At 30.6% G+C, this 19,162-nt stretch carries 17 protein-coding genes; 8 read left to right on the top strand and 9 right to left on the bottom strand.

Going from position 1 to position 19,162, the window contains the following annotated elements:
• Positions 1–88 precede the first annotated feature (88 nt).
• The 6 genes from WHA43_RS04995 (at position 89) to WHA43_RS04970 (ending at position 7,968) form a co-directional block, all read left to right on the top strand.
• The gene (locus WHA43_RS04995) at positions 89–1,018 is read left to right on the top strand and encodes an ABC transporter ATP-binding protein (RefSeq protein WP_105046014.1); all 930 of its coding nucleotides are present in this window, start codon (positions 89–91) and stop codon (positions 1,016–1,018) included.
• A gap of 2 nt (positions 1,019–1,020) precedes the next feature.
• Positions 1,021–2,346, top strand: a complete 1,326-nt coding sequence (locus WHA43_RS04990; protein ID WP_105046013.1) for an ABC transporter permease — start codon at positions 1,021–1,023, stop codon at positions 2,344–2,346.
• Between the two features lie 46 nt (positions 2,347–2,392).
• Complete coding sequence (locus tag WHA43_RS04985; RefSeq protein WP_105046012.1) at positions 2,393–3,556, top strand: sigma-54-dependent transcriptional regulator; 1,164 nt, start codon at positions 2,393–2,395, stop codon at positions 3,554–3,556.
• A 105-nt stretch (positions 3,557–3,661) separates the two neighbouring features.
• Positions 3,662–4,489: a 3'-5' exonuclease gene (locus WHA43_RS04980; protein WP_105046011.1), complete on the top strand. Its 828-nt coding sequence runs from the start codon at positions 3,662–3,664 to the stop codon at positions 4,487–4,489.
• Between the two features lie 19 nt (positions 4,490–4,508).
• On the top strand, positions 4,509–4,994 hold the full coding sequence (locus WHA43_RS04975) for an ABC transporter ATPase (RefSeq protein ID WP_105046010.1): 486 nt from the start codon (positions 4,509–4,511) through the stop codon (positions 4,992–4,994).
• Positions 4,995–5,049: 55 nt separating this feature from the next.
• On the top strand, positions 5,050–7,968 hold the full coding sequence (locus WHA43_RS04970) for a glycoside hydrolase family 3 N-terminal domain-containing protein (RefSeq protein WP_105046009.1): 2,919 nt from the start codon (positions 5,050–5,052) through the stop codon (positions 7,966–7,968).
• 102 nt (positions 7,969–8,070) lie between these two features.
• Here the strand turns inward: WHA43_RS04970 and WHA43_RS04965 are convergent, their stop codons facing one another.
• The 9 genes from WHA43_RS04965 to WHA43_RS04925 form a co-directional block, all read right to left on the bottom strand.
• Positions 8,071–9,123 (bottom strand): 1-acyl-sn-glycerol-3-phosphate acyltransferase, encoded by a 1,053-nt coding sequence (locus WHA43_RS04965; protein ID WP_211290312.1) that lies wholly within the window; start codon positions 9,121–9,123, stop codon positions 8,071–8,073.
• Complete coding sequence (locus WHA43_RS04960; protein ID WP_105046008.1) at positions 9,120–10,031, bottom strand: bile acid:sodium symporter family protein; 912 nt, start codon at positions 10,029–10,031, stop codon at positions 9,120–9,122. The genes WHA43_RS04965 and WHA43_RS04960 overlap by 4 nt, the downstream gene beginning before the upstream one ends.
• Before the next feature lie 59 nt (positions 10,032–10,090).
• Entirely contained in the window at positions 10,091–10,732 is a 642-nt protein-coding gene (locus WHA43_RS04955; protein ID WP_105046007.1) for a DUF4159 domain-containing protein, read from the bottom strand.
• An 86-nt stretch (positions 10,733–10,818) separates the two neighbouring features.
• The gene (locus WHA43_RS04950) at positions 10,819–11,178 is read right to left on the bottom strand and encodes a hypothetical protein (protein WP_105046006.1); all 360 of its coding nucleotides are present in this window, start codon (positions 11,176–11,178) and stop codon (positions 10,819–10,821) included.
• A gap of 114 nt (positions 11,179–11,292) precedes the next feature.
• The gene (locus WHA43_RS04945; protein ID WP_146104902.1) at positions 11,293–12,438 is read right to left on the bottom strand and encodes a helix-turn-helix domain-containing protein; all 1,146 of its coding nucleotides are present in this window, start codon (positions 12,436–12,438) and stop codon (positions 11,293–11,295) included.
• Positions 12,439–12,569: 131 nt separating this feature from the next.
• On the bottom strand, positions 12,570–13,106 hold the full coding sequence (locus tag WHA43_RS04940) for a hypothetical protein (RefSeq protein ID WP_105046004.1): 537 nt from the start codon (positions 13,104–13,106) through the stop codon (positions 12,570–12,572).
• 216 nt (positions 13,107–13,322) lie between these two features.
• Positions 13,323–14,030 (bottom strand): 16S rRNA (uracil(1498)-N(3))-methyltransferase, encoded by a 708-nt coding sequence (locus WHA43_RS04935; protein ID WP_105046003.1) that lies wholly within the window; start codon positions 14,028–14,030, stop codon positions 13,323–13,325.
• Between the two features lie 112 nt (positions 14,031–14,142).
• Positions 14,143–15,273 (bottom strand): GTP cyclohydrolase, encoded by a 1,131-nt coding sequence (locus WHA43_RS04930; protein WP_105046002.1) that lies wholly within the window; start codon positions 15,271–15,273, stop codon positions 14,143–14,145.
• Between the two features lie 6 nt (positions 15,274–15,279).
• Entirely contained in the window at positions 15,280–16,296 is a 1,017-nt protein-coding gene (locus WHA43_RS04925) for a transporter (protein ID WP_105046001.1), read from the bottom strand.
• A 173-nt stretch (positions 16,297–16,469) separates the two neighbouring features.
• Between WHA43_RS04925 and WHA43_RS04920 the strand changes: the two genes are divergently transcribed.
• Together WHA43_RS04920 and WHA43_RS04915 are read left to right on the top strand one after the other, a co-directional pair.
• Positions 16,470–16,733, top strand: coding sequence for a DUF4834 family protein (locus tag WHA43_RS04920; protein WP_105046000.1), 264 nt, complete (start codon positions 16,470–16,472; stop codon positions 16,731–16,733).
• Positions 16,730–19,159 carry a YfhO family protein gene (locus WHA43_RS04915; RefSeq protein WP_105045999.1) on the top strand — a complete coding sequence of 810 codons (2,430 nt, stop codon included), beginning with the start codon at positions 16,730–16,732 and terminating at the stop codon, positions 19,157–19,159. Before WHA43_RS04920 ends, WHA43_RS04915 begins: the two co-directional genes overlap by 4 nt.
• The last annotated feature ends 3 nt before the right edge of the window (positions 19,160–19,162 follow it).

Here is a 19,162-nt window from a genome sequence, read left to right as displayed (position 1 = left end):
TTACTGTAACGAATGCTAAAATTCACTGTCTAATCTCATTAAAATATGTAGTTTTGTACAAAAAGTACTTTTAAATAAAGGATTTTCTATGAAAAATTTACTCGAAATTAACAATGTCATTAAAACGTATGGCGATTATACAGCATTGAATAACGTTTCATTGCAAATTCCAAAAGGAAGTGTTTTTGGTTTGTTGGGTCCAAATGGTGCAGGAAAAACATCGTTAATCCGAATTATCAATCAAATTACCATGCCAGATTCTGGAACGGTTTTCTTGGATGGAGAACCTTTGTCGCCAAAACATATTGCTGATATTGGCTATTTGCCAGAAGAACGCGGTTTGTATAAATCCATGAAAGTGGGTGAGCAAGCTTTGTATTTGGCGCAATTGAAAGGATTATCAAAAGAAGATGCTAAAAAACGATTGAAATATTGGTTTGAAAAATTTGACATTGCTTCTTGGTGGGACAAAAAAATTGAAGAGCTTTCGAAAGGAATGGCCCAAAAAGTTCAGTTTATTGTAACGGTTATGCATCAACCAAAATTATTGATTTTTGATGAACCTTTTTCTGGTTTTGACCCTATAAACGCCCAATTGATTGCGAAAGAAATTTTACAATTGCGTGATGAAGGTGCCACCATTATTTTTTCAACACACAGAATGGAATCTGTTGAAGAATTGTGTGATGACATTGCATTGATTCATAAATCCAACAAAATTTTAGACGGAAAATTGATTGATATCAAACGAAAATTTCGTTCAAATGTGTATCAAATTGGTGTATCAACCGAAAATAAAGAAGCAGTCTCATCCTTATTACATCAAAATTTTGAGGTATTGCCTGCTGATTTTAAATTGTTTGGTGATGAATTTATTTGCAATGTAAAACTTTCAAAAAATCAATCTTCTAATGATTTGTTATCAGTTTTATCAAATCATGGAGAAGTGAAACATTTTGTGGAAATGATACCAAGTGCCAACGATATTTTTATTGAAGCTGTAAGTAAAAACAACTAATTATGAGTAAGTTACAACTAATTATTAAAAGAGAATTTATTGCGAAAGTGCGTAATAAATCATTTATAGTGATGACTTTTTTAAGTCCATTAATCACAGTTGGTATGGGAGCTTTGGTTTATTTTTTGATGAAAAAAAATGACGAAAAAGTAAAAAAAATCGTTTATGTTGATGAATCACGAATGTTTTCTGAAGAAGATTTTACCGATTCAAAAACGGTTCAATATGTCGATTTTTCGGCAATGGGAATTGAAGAAACTAAAAAACGAGTTGAAGCGGGTGATTATTATGGAGCGTTATATATCCCGAAAATTGACAGTTTAGAAATCTTAGCAACATCCATCGAATTTTATTCAAAAGAATCTCCAGGTTTGTCGATCATGAATTCTTTAGAATCAAAAATTGAAACCAAATTACGCAATAACAAACTCACAAATTTGGGAATTGATTTGGATAAAATAGCTTCTTCAAAAATTAAATCCGACATCAAAATGTATAATTTTTCTGGAGAAGAATCTTCGAAATTAATCAATGGTTTAAAAATTGGAGTTGGTGCAATCTCAGGCTATTTATTAATGATGTTTGTCATCATTTATGGAAGTTCTGTAATGAGAAGTGTTATTGAAGAAAAAACAAGCAGAATTATCGAAATCATAGTTTCATCAGTAAAACCATTTCAATTGATGTTGGGAAAAATTATCGGAAATGCCTCAGCAGGATTGTTGCAATTTTTGATTTGGGGAATTCTAATACTTATTTTAGGAACGATTGCCACTTCTGTTTTTGGAGTAAATATGTCCGAAATGCAAACTTCAGGATTGTCAGCTGAACAAATCGAAACCGCAAAACAAGCTGCAGGTGTTGATAAAATGCAATTGATTGTTCATGAAATTATGCGTTTACCATTGTTGAAAATGTTTGTGTTGTTCATCTTTTATTTTTTAGGAGGCTATATGTTATACAGTTCACTTTTTGCGGCTGTTGGAGCAGCAGTTGATAATGAAACAGACACGCAACAATTTATGTTACCTATTATGTTGCCATTAATTTTGGGAGTTTATGTGGGTTTTGCTACTGTAATTAACGATCCTCATGGACCTATTTCTGTCGCATTTTCTTACATTCCGTTAACAAGTCCAATTGTCATGTTAATGCGAGTTCCATTTGGAGTTACTTGGATAGAATTGGCAATTTCTATGACCTTATTAATTGTTACCTTTGTAGGTATGGTTTGGTTGGCTGCTAAAATTTACAGAGTCGGAATTTTAATGTACGGAAAAAAACCAACCTATAAGGATTTATATAAATGGTTGAAATACAAAGCATAATTACATAAAATATAGATCAATCATATTTCAAATTAAAAAACAAAACATGCCAAAAATACTGATTATTGAGGATGAAGCTGCAATTCGTAGAGTATTGAAAAAAATAATTTCCGAAGAAAATGAAACCTATATTGTTGAAGAAGCAGAAGATGGTTTAGAAGGATTAGAAATGCTCAAAAACAATGATTTTGATTTGATTTTGTGCGATATCAAAATGCCAAAAATGGATGGTGTTGAGGTACTTGGTAAAGCAAAAATGCTAAAACCTGAAGTACCAATTGTCATGATTTCTGGACATGGAGATTTGGATACTGCTGTAAACACCATGCGTTTAGGTGCATTTGATTACATCTCAAAACCACCAGATTTAAATAGATTACTGAATACCGTAAGAAATGCTTTGGAGCAAAAAGTATTGGTGGTTGAAAATAAATTACTGAAGAAAAAAATCAGTAAAAATTACGAAATGATTGGCGAAAGTGAAGCCATCACTCATATCAAAGAAATTATAGAAAAAGTTGCCAATACAGATGCAAGAGTATTAATAACTGGTCCAAATGGAACAGGAAAGGAGTTGGTTGCACATTGGTTGCACGAAAAATCAAGTCGTTCACAAGCCCCATTGATTGAAGTAAATTGTGCTGCAATTCCATCAGAACTTATTGAAAGTGAATTGTTTGGACATGTAAAAGGGTCTTTTACAGGCGCTGTAAAAGACAGAGCAGGAAAATTTGAATCTGCCAATGGTGGAACTATTTTTTTAGATGAAATTGGCGATATGAGTTTGTCAGCGCAAGCAAAAGTATTACGTGCTTTGCAAGAAAATAAAGTAGCCAGAGTTGGTTCTGAAAAAGATATTAGTGTAAATGTAAGAGTAGTTGCAGCCACCAATAAAGATTTGCAAAAAGAGATTGCTGAAGGAAATTTCAGAGAAGATTTGTATCACAGATTGGCTGTTATTTTAATCAAAGTTCCTGCGTTGAATGATCGTAGAGAAGACATTCCGTTGTTGGTCGATTTTTTTGCGGACAAAATTTCTGAAGAGCAAGGCACTGTAAAAAAGCAGTTTTCAAAAGAGGCAATTCAGTTGTTAAAAGAATATAATTGGACAGGAAATATCCGTGAATTGCGAAATGTTGTAGAACGCTTGATTATTCTTGGAGAAAAAGAAGTCTCTGCAAAGGATATTCAACTATTTGCTCAGAAATAATAAATCATTTTTTTTGAAACACACTCAAACGTTCTAAAATATTTTGAATTTAATATTCAAAATTGAACTACCTTACACAAACAATTGAATCTAAAATTTTAAATTTTGAACCTAAACCTAACAAAACCGATTGTATTTTTTGACTTAGAAACCACAGGAGTAAATATTGCTACTGACAGAATTGTAGAAATTTCAATTTTAAAAGTTTTTCCAAACGGAAACAAAGAAAGCAAAACTTGGTTGGTAAATCCTGAAATTGAAATTCCTGCTGAAGCCTCTGAAATTCATGGAATTACCAATGAAAAAGTAGTGATGGAACCAACTTTCAAAGAATTGGCAGCAACTGTAAATGATATGATTTATGATTGTGATTTGGCAGGTTTCAACTCCAATCGTTTTGACATTCCGTTATTAGCGGAAGAATTGATGCGCGCAGGAATTGATTTTGATATGAAAAACAGAAAAGCCATAGATGTGCAAGTTATTTTTCATAAAAAAGAACAACGAACTTTGAGTGCTGGTTATCAATTTTATTGCGGAAAAGAATTGGCAGATGCACATAGTGCTGAAGCTGATACCAATGCAACTTACGAAATTTTGTTAGCACAAATAGAAAAATACGATGATATTGAAAATTCGGTGGAAGCTTTAAGTGACTTTTCATCACATAGAGATAGAGCCGATTTTGCTGGATTTATATTGTATAATGAACAAGGAAAAGAAATTTTTTCATTCGGAAAATACAAAGGAAGAACAGTAGAAGAAGTTTTAATAGAAAATCCAGGGTATCATGCTTGGATGCAAAATGCCGATTTTCCTTTATATACCAAAAAAGTGTTAAAAGAGATTAAAGAGCGCATGAATTCTACCAAAAATGAATTGTCTGATGCAGAAAAATTAAGAGCTTTGCAAGAGAAGTTTAATCAGAAATAAGGTTTCAAAAAACAATAGTATGTTCACCGAATATAAAAATTTACCAAGCAATTCCAGAGTTTGGATTTATCAATCAAACAGAGCGTTTTCTGATTCAGAAATTGAATATATTTCTGAAAAAGCAACTGCTTTTATAAACAATTGGACACGTCATGGAGATGATTTAAAAGGTTCATTTACAATAAAATATAATCAATTTTTGATTTTAGCAGTTGATGAAAATTTCAACAATGTTTCTGGCTGTTCTATTGATGCTTCTGTGCGTTTTGTGCAGCAATTAGAACAAGCATTGCAATTGGATTTGATGGATAAAATGAACATCACTTTTAAAGATGGTGACAATATAAATTTGATAAAATTACCACAATTTCAAGAGTTTGTAAAATCAAAAAAAATCAATGAAGAAACCATTGTTTTCAATAATTTAGTAGCAACTAAAGACGATTTTGAAAACAACTGGGAAGTTCCTGCAAAGCAAAGTTGGCATAAACGATTTCTGGTTTAAATTTTTAGTTTAAAATTTCTGATATTCCTCACAAAATTGACCTCATAATTTTCCAATGAAAAAAATAATTTTTCTATTATTTCTTGTCCTTTTTACGAATCTTTTAGTTGCACAAAGAATAGATCCTTTGAAAACGAGCGATTTTCAAAAGCAAGAAATTTGGGTTGATAGCATCCTAAAAAACATGACAATTGACGAAAAAATTGGTCAATTATTCATGATGCAAGCGTATTCTAATTCTGATAAAAAACACGAGGATTTCATATCAGAACTTATCACCAAATATCATGTTGGAAACCTGATTTTTATGCAAGGAACTCCTGAAAAACAAGCAGTTTTAACTAATAAATATCAATCAATTTCCAAATTACCATTGATGATTGGTTTTGATGGTGAATGGGGTTTAGATATGCGTTTAAAAAATACGTACAAGTTTCCTTGGAACATGACTTTAGGTGCCATTCAAGATGAAAATTTGATTCAGAAATTTGGAGAACATCTTGGAAAGCATTGCAAAAGATTGGGAATTCATATCAATTTTGCACCAGTTGTTGATATTAATACAAATCCTGAAAATCCCATTATTGGCAATCGTTCTTTTGGAGAAAATAAAGAAAACGTTACCGAAAAAGCCATTGCATTTTCAACAGGAATCCAAAAAATGGGTGTGTTAGCCAATGCCAAGCATTTTCCTGGTCATGGAGATACAGCAACAGATTCTCATTTAACTTTACCCACAATTTCTTTTGATAAAATCAGATTAGATTCTGTAGAAATTTATCCCTACAAAAAATTATTTGATACAGGAATTGCTAGTGTTATGACTGCACATTTGAGTGTTCCAAGTTTAGAATCGGATGCAAAATTACCTACTTCACTTTCAAAAAACGTCATCACGAATTTATTGAAAAATGAATTAGGTTTCAATGGTTTGATCATTACTGATGGATTAAACATGAAAGGTGCTTCTAATTATGCAACCTCAGCCGAAATCAATTTGGCAGCAATTATGGCTGGAAATGATTTGTTATTAATTCCAAATGATGTTCCAGGAACTGTAAAAATCATCAAACAAGCCTTAATGCTAAAAACCTTAACAGAAGAGCGCATTAATTTTTCTGTAAAAAAAATCTTAAAAGCCAAATATTGGTTGAGTTTGCAAAACTACAAACCAGTTGATTTAGTGAATCTTAATGAAGATTTAAATACGATTCAAGATGAATTATTACACAGAAAATTGGTTGAAAACTCATTAACGCTAATTAAAAATAATCAAAATCAATTGCCATTTACTGATTTACAAACAAAGAAATTTGCTTATGTAAAATTGGGTGATGATGCTGGAACTGATTTTTTACAAATGCTAAAAAATTATACTAAAGTTGATGAAATTTCTGATCAAAATTTAGATGGATTAATCAGCAAATTAAAACCCTATTCACATGTGATTATTGGTTTTCATAAATCCAATGCAAATCCTTGGAAATCTTATAAGTTTACCGACAAAGAATTGGTTTGGTTGCAAGAAATTGCGCGGGTAAAAAATGTGATTTTAGATGTTTTTACAAGTCCTTATAGTTTGTTGCAAATCAAGTCTTTTACCAATATTGAATCAATTGTGGTTTCGTATCAAAATAGTACCATTTCTCAAGAATTATCAGCGCAATTATTGTTTGGAGTTTTTCAAGCAAAAGGAAAATTACCTGTTTCAATAGGTGAAAATTTTGAAGAAGGAATAGGTTTTGCAACCCCCAATTTAAGCAGATTGGGCTATACAATTCCGGAAGCTGTAAACATGTCCTCTCAAAAATTGGCCAAAATTGATGCTTTTGCAGATACCATTTTAAAAGAAAAAATGGCTCCAGGTTTTCAAGTATTGGTTGCCAGAAAAGGCAAAGTAATTTTTCAAAAAAGTTATGGATATCACACAGATGAAAAAAAGATCCTTGTAAAAAATTCAGATGTGTATGATTTGGCTTCATTAACCAAAATTTTAGCCTCTTTGCCTATGATTATGAAAGCAGAGCAGGAGCAAAAAATTCCCATAAATGCAAAGCTTTTCGAAATTTTACCAAGTTTTAAAAACTCCAACAAAGCCAATATTTCCGTAAAAGAATTGTTGTCACATTATGGTAGATTGCCAGCTTGGATTCCGTTTTATCAAAAAACGCAAGTTAAAAATACCAAAGAAAACTCACCAAAATTTTACAGTGCAACCAAAAGTGATTCGTATCCTTTAGAAGTTGCTGAGAATTTATACATCACAAAATCCTATACAGACAGCATTTACAAGCTTATAAAAAAGGCCGATCTTATTGCTAATCAAGAATATTTGTATAGTGATTTAGGGTATTATTTATTCAAAGAAGCCTTAGAAAACAGCTATAAAAAACCATTAAATACATTGGTTGATGAATCTTTTTATCAATTTTTAGGTGCAGACAGAATGACGTATTTACCGCTAGAAAAGTTTGATAAATCGCAAATTGTCCCAACAGAAAAAGACGATTATTATCGCAATCAATTGGTGCATGGTTATGTGCATGATATGGGCGCAGCTATGCTTGGTGGAGTTGGAGGCCATGCAGGTTTATTTTCAAACGCAAATGATGTGGCTAAAATTATGCAACTATATTTGCAAAAAGGCTATTATGGAGGCAAACAATTGCTGAATCCAGAAACTGTTGACAAGTTTAACAAACGCTATTTTGCCAAACAAAAAGTGCGTAGAGGTTTAGGTTTTGACAAACCTGAATTGACAAAAAATGCTGCTGCAACTTGTGGTTGTACTTCTGATGAGAGTTTTGGACATTCTGGTTTTACAGGCACATTTACTTGGGCTGATCCAAAATCCGAAATTGTGTATGTGTTTTTATCCAACAGAGTGTATCCAAATATGAACAATACAAAGTTGGTAAAATCGAGTGTAAGAACCAAAATTCAGCAAGCAATTCAAGATGCAATTATTGATTAGAAGCTAATCCTGCTTTCGCTACTCGCTTTTTTCGTTCCTCAAAAGAGCTCAAACAAACCGCTCAATCAGGGCTAAGTTTCCTTGCCAATTTTCAGGTTTTTATCAATCTTCAGTGTTTGTTGGCGCAGTTTTCGTGTAGAAAAAAACCAATAAAATCGAAAACAGAAAATAAAAAAATCCTGTTTTAATATCAAAAAGTACACTTAAAATCAATGCCTGTAAACTATAAAAAAATAGACAACTCAACAAGTTTACTGAAAATTTCATGGTATCAACAAATTCAATTTCTTTGATGTTTTTTGAAAATCGTTTCCAAATTAAATATGGTAAAATACTATTGATTAGAATCAAATAATACAAAGGTCGTAACAAGTTGATTTGTTTTTTTTGCGCTTTAGGGAATGTATTTGTTGCAATGAATTTGTTTACCAAATCTACATTTGTAAAATCTACATTTGCTGCATTTAATTTTGACAACGTAGATTCGTATTTTTCATCATCAGGAATGTGAACTGTCAATTTTTTCAACTGATTACTCACTTTTTCTTTTAAAATCAAACTTGCTTTTGCAGCTGGATTTTCAAGAAAAATCTGTTTAGAATCTATTACTTCTCCAAATTGAACACATACTTTGCTTGGATAAACAGACGAATTTTGATAGGTAATTCCAACAGGAATCACTGTAATTTCCAATTCAGGAAAACGTTCTAAAGCCCCAAAAACAATGCGTGTAAATCCTTTGCTCAAAGGTTGAATGGTTCGTTTTCTTGAATGTCCACCTTGTGGAAAAATAATCAAAGTTTGTTGTTTTTTTAGAATTTTAAAGCACTTTTCAAAAACTTCGTCATTGTTAGACAATTGTTTGATGCCATCTCGAATTCTGAAAATAGGCATTAAATTTAAACTTGCTAAAAATTTGCGAATCAAAGGTTTTTTAAACACATCAGCTCTTACCAAAAAATGATTTTCTCTTGGGTTAAAAGTAGTCACAAACAAAGGATCCATCAATGCATTTGGATGATTTACAGCAAATAAAATAGCACCTTTTTTTGGTATATTTTCCCTACCTGTAATGATGATTTTTTGCGCATAAAAATGCAAGCTAATCTTCAAAAATAGCTTTACAGATTGATACCAAATTTTTTTCAAAATCATTTCTCAACTTTTTTTCTACCCCAAAAAGCAGCTAATGCCATTCCAGAAAACACATCCCAAATTCCCCAAAAAGCAGCCAACAATGCCATTCCTCCTAAACCATCAAAAAATCCAAAAATCAATAATAAGCCTAAACCACCATTCTGAATTCCAGTTTCAATGGATATTGTTTTGGTGTCTTGTTCATTCAAACCAAAAGATTTGGCTGCATAAAATCCAATAATATATGCAAAAATATTATGAAAAACAACCAAGTAAATGACATGATGAATATGATTTACAAATACATCTAAATTTTGAGAAAAAGCAATGAAAATCAATGCAATAAAAACGAGCATTGATAATGGTTTTAACAATTTTTCAATTTTATCAGCCATCTCAGAATGATAATGTTTGATGAGCATTCCAAAAAACAACGGAATTCCCAATATCAAAGAAACAAGTTTTAGTAAATCCATCCAATTTAACTCAACTGTTTTTAAAATTTCATTGGTTGGTTCGTACAAACTTCCCCAAAATTGTAAATTAAAAGGCGTCATTACAATGCAAATCAACGTTGAAAAAGCCGTTAAACTTACTGATAAGGCTGCATTTCCTCCAGCCATTTTACTAAAAAAGTTGGAGACATTTCCTCCAGGACAAGCTGCAATAAGCATCATTCCCAAAGCAAAACTAGGATGAGGTTTTATGAGTAAAATTGCCAAAAACGTCAATGCAGGTAATAAAAAAAATTGCGATAAAACACCCACAAAAACAATTTTTGGATTTTGAAACAAGCGTTTAAAATCATCCAGTGTAATTCCTAAAGCAACACCAAACATGATAATAGCAATCGCAATATTCAATACCCACAAACCACTAGAGTCAAAGTTTATTTTGATGGCATCAATGTCAATTTCTGTGGTCATAGTTTGTGGTTCGATATTTAAAATTCAAAATTCATTTTTTTTGACTGAAGCTTATAAGCCTAATTCTTAAACGCATATTCAATAATATTTGCGCCCATTTTTAAGGCTTTTTCACGAACTTCTTTTGGATTGTTGTGTATAATTTCATCTTCCCAGCCATCACTTAAATCCGTTTCAAAATCGTAAAATACAACCAACCTTCCTTCGTAGAAAATACCAAAAGCTTGTGCTGGTTTTTTATCATGTTCATGAATTTTAGGAATGCCATTTGGAAACGAAAATGTCTGATTAAAAATAGGATGTGAACTCGGAATTTCTTGCAATTCTAAATTTGGAAATACTTTTTTAAGTTCTTTTCTTATGAATTTATCCAAGCCATAATTATCAGAAATATGCAAAAATCCTCCAGAAATTAAGTATTTTTTGAGGTTTTCAATTTCATCATCAGAAAAAACAACGTTTCCATGACCAGTCATAAAAACGAGTGGAAAGTTGAAAATATCTTCACTATTTACCTGAACTGTAATTGGATTTTCAGCAATTTGAGTGCGAATATTTTTATTCGCAAATTGTATCAAATTTGGAACAGCAGTTGGATTTGCGTACCAATCTCCACCACCATTGTATTTTAAAATCGCAACGTCTTGTGCTTTAGAAAACGAAAAAATCAAAAAGAAACTTATCCATATCAATTGTTTCATTGGAAAAATGAAAATTAAGAATTTGAAGCAAGATAGTGAAAATCACAATTTCCTTTATCAAGTAAGAATGTAATTTTTACAAACAATTACGGAAAACTTACTCCAATTGCATTTCCTACTCCTTTTAAAAGTAAATTTAAAACTATAAAGAGAAGTGAAATGGAGATAACACCTCCTAATAAACTCGTTTTTAATAATGAAAATTCTCTCTTTTTTATTTTTTTAATTTCTGAAATTGAAATGTTTTTAGTTTTTGATATTGTTTTTAAGAAAATTTCTTCATTCTCAATATTGATGATTTTTCCTTTTATTATTTTTGAATCGAGTAATTCTATTTTTACTTTCTTAGGTTTTATTTGCGGATAATTTTTTAAATCAAAAGTCTTGTAAGAATAACAACTTTGAAATAAAAGTAAAATTGATAAGAAACACGCTATTTTTTTCATACTGACGGTTTTTAAGTTCATCACAAAAGTAGCATCCATAAAAAATAAGGAGTCCAGAATTTCTCGAATTCAAGAAATTCTGGACTCATTTTATCCCGAAATTTCGGGACTGGACTAATTTGTTTGCTCTAAATGATTTTTTTGAAAATCAAAAGGGGTAATTCCTGCGTGTTTTTTGAAAGTTGCATAAAATCCAGATTTCGAATTAAAACCTGATTCTAATCCAATTGCAGTAATTGTATAATGTTGATAATCCGAATCAATAAGTAATTTTTTGGCAAAGTCAACCCTGAATTCATTGATAAAATCATTGAAATTTTTATCAGAAAATTGTTTGATAATGATTGATAATTTGGTGGCATTTACATCAGCTTCATTCGCTAAAAATTCTACTGTTAGTTTTGGCTCTGTAAACAATTGTTTTTCTAATAACAATGATTTTATGTTATTGAAAAGTTCTTGTTGATTGGTATTTTTATCTTCAATAATTTTAGAAGAATCCTTTTTTATGGATGAAACAGCCAATTGTTTTCGAAGTTTTTTTCGTTCTTTAAGCAATCTCAATTGATTTATTGCTTGATAACCAATCCAATAAATTAAAACCGTTGTTAAAACTCGTAAAGGATAATACGAATAAATAAATTCTTTAAAATTCAAAGCAACTGTAATTGCTAAGGCAATCATCCAAAAAATGTAGGTGAATAATCCTAATTTAAAAAAGGTATAAATCCATTTTAGATTGTCAAAAGATAAAATTTTAGCAAATAATTTTTCTTTTTTTGTTAAAATATGAAATGAATACACAAACACAGCCAATGAAACTAGCAAACTAAAAATCTCTTCTATGGAAGTATATTTTTCGAAAATATACTCCGTATTTTCAGCAGTTTTTTTACTATAAAAATAGATAAAACCAATTCTTACAACAATGGTTAACAGAAAAGTGGGAAGTATGATTTTTAAAATATTTTTTTGCTGTTTTTCGATTTCTAAATAATAGATTAAAAACATATAAAAAAACGGCGCAATCAAAAAATGCCAAGGAATATGACTGTAATCAAGGATAAAATAATTGCTAAAAAAGTTTTTGGTAACAATCCACGATTGCAAATTGTTCAAAGAAATTGTGAGCACCAAAAGATTGATAAATTGCATGCTTTTTTCAGTGCCATTTTTAGAAAAAAGAATAATGCAACAAAACAGAAATCCATGCAAAGCACTGATTAATAGAAATAAATTAAAGATTTCTGAAACAGCCAATTTTTAGTGGGGATTGAGTTTTTATATTTTTATGATTGCTAAATTAGTGAATTTTGAATTGTTAAATATTAATAAATTTTGTGTTTTTTATGCTTAACTTTTAGGCAGTTGTTCGTAGCAACTGCTTTTTTTTAATTCTTTTTACTGTCTATTGATAAATTAAATTTTCCATTTGTTACTTTTAATTCATCTCCATTATCATTGTATAAAGTACATTCAAATGTTCCAATTGCTCTGGTTTCTGAAAATTCCGTGAATGTGATGGAACCATTATTCTGATTATTTTTTGTATTGTAGAAGATTCGTTCATTTTGTAAAATCATTCCTGAATGAGAGAAATCAACAGTGTCATCTAATTTTTGATTAAGATTATTCACTCCAATATTTGGCTCAATAGAAACAATTGATAAAGTATACTCACCCCCACTTTTTATTTTAAAAAACATTGGAATATTAGAGTTATTCAAATTTGAGTACGCCCATGAAAAAGGTCTAATATCCCCGCCATTAATTCCAGTACCAGCAGAAGGTATGTAAAGTTTACCATTAATGTAGCAAGAAAATGTGTCATTGCCAACAGAGTCATTATTTAAGTTAGTGTTGTCTTCGCAATTATAAAATGTAATTGCAAAAAGTAAAATTGTTGTTTTTAAAAATAATTGTTTCATAATTATTGGGTTTTAGATTTTTACTGTAAAAATATTTTATAATTAAGTTTTAGGAGTCCAGAATTTCTTAAAAACAAGAAATTCTGGACACATTTGTGAAAAAAAACAAATGAGTTTCTAAAGATTTTTTAAGAAAAAGTAAAATAGAAGCTATTTCAAAAATTCATATTGAAATAGCTCAAAAAAAGTTGAGAGTGATAAAAAACAGTAAATCAATTATTGATTGATAAAAGAAACCAAATTCACAGCAACCAAACCAGCAGTTTCTGTGCGCAACCTACTTTCGCCCAAAGAAATAGGAATGTAGTTCTTTGCTATTGCTTTTTTGATTTCATTCAAAGAAAAATCACCTTCAGGTCCAATTAAAATCGTGGTTTTTTCATTGGGTTTTAGAATCTCTTTCAACAATTTTTTTTCCTGCTCTTCACAATGAGCAATGCATATTTTTCCTTCAAATTCTTGATTGATAAATTCCGAAAATTTCACAGGTTCATTCAGTTTTGGTAATGTAAATTTTAAGGATTGCTTCATGGCAGCTTGCATGATTTTTTCAAATCGGTCGTTTTTAACAACACGTCTTTCTGAATTTTCGCAAATAATGGGCGTGATTTCGTCAATGCCAATTTCAGTAGCTTTTTCTAAAAACCATTCAATTCTGTCATTATTTTTGGTTGGTGCAATTGCAATGTGTAAGTAATAATTCCAAGGTTTTGGTTTTGGTTCGGTTTTGATGATGTTTGCCAAACATTTTTTGTCGTTAGCAATCACAATTTTTGCATCAAACAAGCATCCTTTTCCATTGGTAATGTGTAAAATATCACCCTCTTTTTTTCGCAAAACTCGCACAATATGAGCACTTTCTACCTTATTAAAAATAATTTCTTTGGTGGTTTCTAGGATTTCAGGATTGTAGAATAGTTGCATAAATCAATAGTAAAAGTTAAAAGTACAAAGTTGAAATTTACCAAACTTCTTTTTTATTGTAATGAGGATTTTAAATTTCTTAATCAAATAGTTAATATCAAACTTTTAATATTTAATATTGAATATCTTTTTTATAAGTTCTTCTCCTTTTATGAGTAATTGGATTGAAATCTTCCCAAATCTTTTTGATGGCCAAATTGTCTTCCAACTCTGGAGTTCTGATGCAATTTACAATGCCTTTTTGTGAAAAAGTTTTGTGATATTGTTCAAAGATAATGGCATGCACACCTTTGTTTTGATAGTCTGGATGCACACCTATCAAATAAAATGTAACATCCTTTGCATATTTTCTAGCATATAGTAAATGAAAAATTCCGAAAGGAAATAATTTTCCTTTTGCTTTTTGCAAGGCTTCTGAAAAAGAAGGCATTACAATCGCAAAAGCAACTATTTTATTATTTTTGTCAACTACAAACTTAATGTACTCAGGATTGATAAATGAAATGTATTTCTTTTTAAAAAAGGCAATTTGCGCTTCAGAAATGGGCACATAACTGGATAATTTTGAATACGATTTGTCAAAAACTTCAAACATTTCATCCACATAAGGCAAAATAGCTGAGGTTTTGGTAAAATCTAAACCAGTTAATTTAAAACGTCTTTTGATGATATTGCTAATTCTGTCAAAATAAACACCATCTACGTTTTTAAATAAGAATTTATTTTCCAAATATTCTTTCTCTTTTACAAATCCCAATTGCTCTAAATGTTCCTTATAATATGGATGATTATACCACGTAATCATGGTGCCAATATGATCAAAACCTTCAATTAAAACGCCAGTTTTATCCAAATTATTGAATCCGATTGGACCTTCTATATATTCCAAATGATGTTCTTTTCCAATTTCTTGCACTTTTTCAATCAATATTTTTGAAACTTCCAAATCATCAATCACATCAAACCAACCAAAACGCATTTTTTTAATTTGTTGTTGATTCACTTCAAACCAATTGATAATGGCTGCAACTCTTCCAACAATTTGATTGTTTTTATACGCCAAGAAAAATTGCGCTTCTGCATTTTGAAAAACAGGATTTATCTTTGGATCAAAATTGGCAATTTCGTCTTTGATAATAGGAGGAACCCAATATTTATTGTCTTTGTATAACGAAAAAGGAAAAAGTACAAACGCTTTTAGTTCCTTTTTAGAAGTCACTTTTTTTAGTGTAATCTCACTCATAAATCATCAATTATTGCGTCTTCTTTTAGTTCTTTTTCGGTTTGATTTCTTCTGATTTTTGTTTTTTGAACCAAAAATTCTACTGAAAAAACTGCCTTGTTTTTTGTTGTAACGACTTATTGGCGTGTCAGAAATTTCATTGCCATTATCATCAACATTTATAAAACTGTCTTTGTGTTTGTCAATTCGATAAGAAACTCCCAAACTTCCGTAAAAACCACTCGCATTTCCTTCTGCTAAAAATCTTGCTGAGGCATTGAATTGCATGTTTTTTGTAAATAAATACGCTAATCCACCACCAATATTGGTATGATTGAAATTTTCTTGAAAAATGGTTTGATTTTCTATAAATCCTGACCAACGTTGATTGAAGTTTTGAGTAGCAGTTATGATGTATGAAAACTCAGGAAAATCAGTACCTACTTTGTCGTAAAAAATGTTGGTGATTAAGTTAAATTCGTTCGTTAAATCATTTTGTAATAAAATTCCGAATTTAGGAGACATGCTTCCAGTTTTGTAATTTTCGGATACAAAATCGGTGTTAACTCCTGCATAAACTGCCACTGAAGGAATCAATCTTTTTTTATCAAAAGCATTTCTACGAACCCAACTTCTTACTTCTTTGCTTTTATCCTCATATTTTTGCTCAAAAATCAGGTATTTTGCGCCAATCACAAATCGTCCAAATCCAGTAACATTCATTTTTTCTGATGGATTTATGGAAGAAAAAATTTGATCTCTTTGCAATGACATTTGGGCATTCAGTTCCAATCTTTCTAAGAAAAAACTAGTTCTAAAAAGCATGTCAAATCCAAAAGATTTTGGGACTGAAAATGAATTATCAGTATTTAAATTTCTCAAAAATAAGCTGTTTTCAAATTGATAAACACCTGTTCCAACGCTATAAGGACTCTCAGAAAAGCCTGGTTTATTCGAGTTGATAACATCAGTATATTGTGCGAAAACACTTTCAAAACCCAAAAAAAGAATCACAATTGCAAAGAGTATTTTTGGTTTTTTCATCCTGAAAAATGTGTTTTTAGTTTAAAAATGATGCTTCACAAACTTACCATAAAAAAGCTATTTTTTAAAAGCTTTGCATACTTTTTTACTTTTATCAAAGTTTTATCCTTTGTAAACGTTTCAATTGTTCTCAAATTGTTACTTTTGATTGATTTTTTAAAAATAAATACCACATGCTTATAGGTTTATTAAGAACAATCCTTTTTATCATTTTTTTTTATTACGTTGTTAAATTTTTAATGCGTTTATTTGCGCCTTTTTTAATCAAAAAAGTAGCTGAAAAAATGCAACAGCAAGCCAATCAACAATATGGAAATCAACAACAATCTACTGTAAAAGAAGGTGAAACTGTGATTGACAAAGCGCCAAGAAATCAACGTCAAACTAAAGATGATGTTGGCGAATATGTTGATTTTGAAGAAATAGACAAACCATGAATTTAAAGAAATTTATACCTGCCATTGTTGCAATCATTATTTTTATTGCTGCATCTGTTATTTATTTTCATCCTGTTTTAAAAGGACAAAAAATTCCACAATCAGATATTACTCAGTTTCAAGGAATGGCGAAGGAAATCAGCGATTTCAGATCAGAAAATGATGCAGAACCTTATTGGACAGGCGCTTCTTTTAGTGGCATGCCAGCCTATCAAATCAGCGCTTATTATCCCAATGATTTTGTAAGAAGTTTAGATAGTTTGATTCGTTTTTTACCAAGACCAGCTGATTATACTTTCTTGTATTTTCTGAGTTTTTTTGTGCTGATGTTGGCATTGAAAGTGGAATGGAGATTGGCAATTTTAGGGTCACTTGCTTTCGGATTTTCAACCTATTTGATTATTATTTTTATTCCAGGACACAATGCAAAAGCACATGCAATTGGTTATATGCCACTAGTTTTAGCAGGGATTTTATGGATTTTTCAAAGAAAATACATTCTAGGATTTTTAGTTACAGGTTTGGCAATGGCACTAGAAATCTACGCAAATCACATTCAAATGACCTATTATTTAGGGTTTTGTTTATTGATTTTAGGAATAGTAGAAGCAATTCATGCCATCAAACAAAAAACGCTTCCTGAATTTTTAAAACAAGTTTCAATCATTTTGATAGCAGTAATTTTAGGAGTTGGAGCAAATTCTTCAAGATTATTAGCAATGAAAGAATATGCAGATGAAAGTACGAGAGGAAAATCAGAATTGACAATCAATCCTGATGGAAGTTCAAAAGAAGCTACAAAAGGATTGGATAAAGATTATATTACGCAATTTAGCTATGCAAAATTAGAAACTTTCAATTTGGTTATTTCTCGTTTTATGGGAGGAGGAACTGTAGAAAAATTGGATAAAAATTCTGAATTTTATAAATTAATTGAAGAAAAAGCAGGCAAAAAAATAGCTGATGATTATTCAAAACAAGTACTTACGTACTGGGGAGATCAGCCAATTGTTGAAGCACCAGCCTACATTGGAGCTGTTATTTTCTTTTTGTTTTTCCTCGGAATTTTCTTAGTAAAAGGTCGATTAAAACAATGGTTAGTTGCGGCCACTGTATTTTCAATTTTGTTGAGTTGGGGACGAAATTTTGAGTTTTTGACCAACTTTTTCATTGATTATGTGCCTTTATATAACAAATTTAGAGCGGTTTCATCCATTCAAGTGATTGCAGAATTGTGTGTTCCTATTTTAGGAATTTTGGCATTGAAAAACTTCTTTTCATCAGAAATTTCAATGGATGAAAAGAAAAATTCGTTGAAAATGGCAGTGTACTTTTTTGGAGGTCTGATTGTATTTGGATTTTTTGCAGCTCATTTTTCTGCCACTTTTGAAGGTTTGAGAGATGATAATTACAAAGATTTACCTGGTTTAATTGATGCAGTAATTTCAGATAGAAAAGCTTTATTGTTTTCAGATTCCATTCGTTCTATCATTTTTATGTTTATTGCAGCAACACTTTTATGGTTTGTACTTCAAAATAAATTAAAGCAAGTGCTTGTTTTTGTTGGATTGGGATTGTTGATTTTAGTCGATCAAATTTCTGTTAATAAAAGATATTTGAATGAAGATGATTTTGTATCTGCCAGAAAAGTAGAAAAACCATTCACAGCTTCTGAAGCTGATAAATTGATTTTAGAAGACAAATCACATTTTAGAGTTGCCAATTTCTCCACAAATTTGATGGAAGATGGTGCAACTTCTTATTTTCATCAATCAATAGGAGGCTATCATGCTGCCAAAATGAGACGTTATCAAGAGCTATTTGAATATCAAATTGCCAAACAAAATATGCAAGTGTTGAACATGTTAAACACTAAATATTTTATGATTCCTGATGATAATGGCGTTTTACAAGTGCAACAAAATCCGGAAATAAATGGCAATGTTTGGTTTGTAGAATCTCTACAAAAAGTACAAAATGCTACTGAAGAGATGAATGCGTTAGATTCTTTAGATACTAAAAATCAAGCTGTTATTGATGTTTCAAAATTTTCTGAACTTAAAAATTACAGCGTACAAAAAGATTCAACTGCAAGTATTTCCTTAGAAAAATATGGTGTAACAAACCTAACCTATCAATCAAAATCAGCAAAAGAACAATTCGCAGTTTTTTCTGAAATATATTATGACAAAGGTTGGAACGCCTATATTGATGGAAAATTAGTGCCTCATTTTAGAGTGAATTATGTATTGAGGGGTCTAAAAATTCCTGCTGGAAATCATATGATTATTTTTAAGTTCGAGCCAAAAGTCATTCAGCAAGGAAGTTTAATTTCATTATCATCATACGCATTATTACTATTGATTTCTGTAGGATGGTTTTTTATGAGAAGAAAAAAGAAGTCAAATAGTGAGTTTTTTCAATAAAAG

Origin of the sequence: Polaribacter gangjinensis (genome assembly GCF_038024125.1) — a bacterium.
Taxonomy (GTDB): Bacteria; Bacteroidota; Bacteroidia; order Flavobacteriales; family Flavobacteriaceae; genus Polaribacter; species Polaribacter gangjinensis.
This window is presented reverse-complemented; position numbering and strand designations above follow the sequence as displayed.

Coding starts and splice junctions, on each gene's coding strand:
- WHA43_RS04995 (WP_105046014.1), top strand. CDS start 89: ATGAAAAATTTACTCGAAATTAACAATGTCATTAAAACGTATGGCGAT.
- WHA43_RS04990 (WP_105046013.1), top strand. CDS start 1,021: ATGAGTAAGTTACAACTAATTATTAAAAGAGAATTTATTGCGAAAGTG.
- WHA43_RS04985 (WP_105046012.1), top strand. CDS start 2,393: ATGCCAAAAATACTGATTATTGAGGATGAAGCTGCAATTCGTAGAGTA.
- WHA43_RS04975 (WP_105046010.1), top strand. CDS start 4,509: ATGTTCACCGAATATAAAAATTTACCAAGCAATTCCAGAGTTTGGATT.
- WHA43_RS04970 (WP_105046009.1), top strand. CDS start 5,050: ATGAAAAAAATAATTTTTCTATTATTTCTTGTCCTTTTTACGAATCTT.
- WHA43_RS04965 (WP_211290312.1), bottom strand. CDS start 9,123: ATGATTTTGAAAAAAATTTGGTATCAATCTGTAAAGCTATTTTTGAAG.
- WHA43_RS04960 (WP_105046008.1), bottom strand. CDS start 10,031: ATGACCACAGAAATTGACATTGATGCCATCAAAATAAACTTTGACTCT.
- WHA43_RS04955 (WP_105046007.1), bottom strand. CDS start 10,732: ATGAAACAATTGATATGGATAAGTTTCTTTTTGATTTTTTCGTTTTCT.
- WHA43_RS04950 (WP_105046006.1), bottom strand. CDS start 11,178: ATGAAAAAAATAGCGTGTTTCTTATCAATTTTACTTTTATTTCAAAGT.
- WHA43_RS04940 (WP_105046004.1), bottom strand. CDS start 13,106: ATGAAACAATTATTTTTAAAAACAACAATTTTACTTTTTGCAATTACA.
- WHA43_RS04935 (WP_105046003.1), bottom strand. CDS start 14,030: ATGCAACTATTCTACAATCCTGAAATCCTAGAAACCACCAAAGAAATT.
- WHA43_RS04930 (WP_105046002.1), bottom strand. CDS start 15,273: ATGAGTGAGATTACACTAAAAAAAGTGACTTCTAAAAAGGAACTAAAA.
- WHA43_RS04925 (WP_105046001.1), bottom strand. CDS start 16,296: ATGAAAAAACCAAAAATACTCTTTGCAATTGTGATTCTTTTTTTGGGT.
- WHA43_RS04920 (WP_105046000.1), top strand. CDS start 16,470: ATGCTTATAGGTTTATTAAGAACAATCCTTTTTATCATTTTTTTTTAT.
- WHA43_RS04915 (WP_105045999.1), top strand. CDS start 16,730: ATGAATTTAAAGAAATTTATACCTGCCATTGTTGCAATCATTATTTTT.